Annotated in this window: 2 protein-coding genes and 1 pseudogene; 1 reads left to right on the top strand and 2 read right to left on the bottom strand. The window is 65.3% G+C overall.

The window, feature by feature from the left end; genetic code table 11:
- The first annotated feature begins 206 nt into the window (after positions 1-206).
- On the top strand, positions 207-461 hold the full coding sequence (locus ACIRPK_RS36810; protein ID WP_403047299.1) for a hypothetical protein: 255 nt from the start codon (positions 207-209) through the stop codon (positions 459-461).
- 22 nt (positions 462-483) lie between these two features.
- On the opposite strand, the pseudogene ACIRPK_RS36805 reads toward ACIRPK_RS36810, so the two are convergent.
- Together ACIRPK_RS36805 and ACIRPK_RS36800 are read right to left on the bottom strand one after the other, a co-directional pair.
- Positions 484-1,616 (bottom strand): annotated as a pseudogene (locus ACIRPK_RS36805) (IS630 family transposase).
- Positions 1,617-1,673: 57 nt separating this feature from the next.
- On the bottom strand, positions 1,674-2,153 hold the full coding sequence (locus ACIRPK_RS36800) for a hypothetical protein (RefSeq protein WP_403047297.1): 480 nt from the start codon (positions 2,151-2,153) through the stop codon (positions 1,674-1,676).
- Between the last annotated feature and the right edge of the window lie 112 nt (positions 2,154-2,265).

Genomic DNA, 2,265 nt, shown 5'->3' with positions numbered 1-2,265 from the left:
CCTAGTGCCGCATCAGGCAACGTTCGCCTCGTTCTTACCGGTCGAGTGCGGATCGTGCGGGACACGTAGTCTCGCGGGATGCATTCTCACCTGAGCTTCGAGAACCCTCCCGCTCTGCCTCATGAGGTCGTGGTCGAGAGGCTGAGCGGGCCCTGCGTGACCGCTCGTACGAGGGCGAGGCAGCGGACGCCCTGGTCGGAATCGCCTTGAGCGACGACGGCCGGGAGTTCGTCGAGCACTGGTGCATGGAGGTCGGGACGCGCGCAGTGTCGGGCAGTCCGCTTCTCGGGCTGGCCGGCCTGTGCCTGGGCCATACCGCTCGACGCTTCGGCCATCTCGGCGACGACGCCCTTGGGCTGGCGAAGTCGCTGGCGGTGCGTGCTGAAACGGACCCGGCGGACGTGGATGGTCGAGCTCTCGACGGTTATGACGACGTCCGCAGCTTCCTGCACCTTTGGTGACGCCGACTGGCGCCGTCGCCGATTAGGCGGCGTTGACCCTGGTCACGATGGCGGTGAGGAGCTTGTCGGCGGCGTGATTGTTCCGCCAGATGATGTACCGGCGGATCATGCTGCCCTGTTCCTTGTGACTGGCATGGTCGGTGCCGTCGAGGGCGAAGTAGCGCAGTGCGGTGAACTGGGCCTCGATCCGGTTGAGCCAGGAGCTGTTGGTCGGAGTGTAGGCAATCTCGACGTTGTTCGCCGCCGCCCACGTCCCGACCCGCTGACATCGCTTCGTCGTCAGGTGCGGCGAGTAGTTGTCGGCCACGATCGCGATCCGCACGTCCATCGGGTGCAGCGAGCGCAGGTAGCGGCAGAACTCCAGGAACTTGGAGCGGTTCTTGGTCATCTTGATGTGCCCGTAGAGCTGGTCCTTGCCGAGGTCGTAGGCGGCGAACAGGTGGCGGACCCCGTGCGGGCGGGTGTAGGTCGCCCGTCGGCGCGGGCGCGGCTCGCGGTCAGGATCCCTGTGCCGTCCGCCGCGCTCGGCCCACTGCCGGCCAGGGTGGGGCTGGAGGTTGAGCGGCCGAACTCGTCCATGCAGAAGATGACTTCGGGCTCGCCTTCCTCGGGTATGACCTCGCCGTCGGCGATCGCGTAGAGGTGCTCGACACGGGCCTTCTTGGCCGCGTAGTCGGGGTCGCGGGAGGTCTTCCAGGTCTTCACGCGTTGAAAGGAGACGCCCTCCTCGCGGAGCAGGATGCGAAGGCCCTCGTGGCTGATGTCGTCGACCACCCCCTCGGCGACCAGGAAGTCGGCCAGCTTGGCCAGGCTCCAGGTCGAGAACGGCAGGCCGTGCTCGGCCGGCTTGGACTTGGCGATCTTCTTAATCTCACGGCGTTCGGGCAGTGTGAACGTTCTGGGCCGGCCGCCCTTGTACTTGGGGTAGAGCGAGTCGAAGCCGTCCGCGTTGAAGTTGTGGATCACGTCGCGGGCCCGGTCCGCGCTGGTGAACGTCACCTCCGCGATCTTCGACACCAGCATGCCCTGGGCTGACAGCAGCACCATCTGGGCCCGCCGCCAGGTCACCACCGAACCGGTACCTCTGCGGACGATCCGCAGCAGCCGCCGCCCCTCGTCATCATCGATCTCCCGGACCTGCACCCGTTCAGCCATGCGGACAGTTTGGCGTGCTCTCCGTGGTCGGGTGGAAACGAAAGGGCCTGTCAGCCATCACTTGGACGCATCTGCTGACGGGCCGTACGGCTCATAGTCAACACGTCGTCCCCAGCGCGACCATCCAGGAAGGGGCAGGCAGCCGGAGGGGAAGTCGCGGTTGCTCTGCACCTCTTTGCTGCCGTTGCCAAGGGTTATCGTCATCTCGCATCGACCCGAAGCGAAGACGGCCGTGGCATCGCCTCTCAGGAGGGCATCGATGATTGTCTCCATAAGATCCAGTTCTTCTACGGAACGGCCCAGTTCCCATCTCACACCACCGGCATCGACCCCGAAGACGATGTCCGCGGAGTCTCCCTGACACAGCCAGGAGAAGCCGAGCGGACCCGCATACCCAGGGCGGACCACGACATCCCAGAACCATCCGTCGTCCCGTTGCTTGATCTCAGCGACCCCATCAAGGTCCCGCTTCAACCGCTCGACCAGTGTCTCTAGCCTGCGACGTACTGGATTGCCGCCCGTTCCCTCGTTCTGCATGATGTCGGACTCTATCGGCCCCACGATGGCCGGCCACGGTGATACCGCCCGCTTCGGGTGGCATCACATTGGTCATCCATCACGGGGCAAAGGTTGCCTGATGCGGCACTAG

Source organism: Kitasatospora sp. NPDC101801 (assembly GCF_044766665.1).
GTDB lineage: Bacteria > Actinomycetota > Actinomycetes > Streptomycetales > Streptomycetaceae > Kitasatospora.
Note: the sequence above shows the minus strand (reverse complement) of the source record. Positions and strands in the feature narration are given on the sequence as shown.

Excerpts from the sequence above, each read along its gene's own strand:
- ACIRPK_RS36800 (WP_403047297.1), bottom strand. The coding sequence starts at position 2,153 with ATGCAGAACGAGGGAACGGGCGGCAATCCAGTACGTCGCAGGCTAGAG.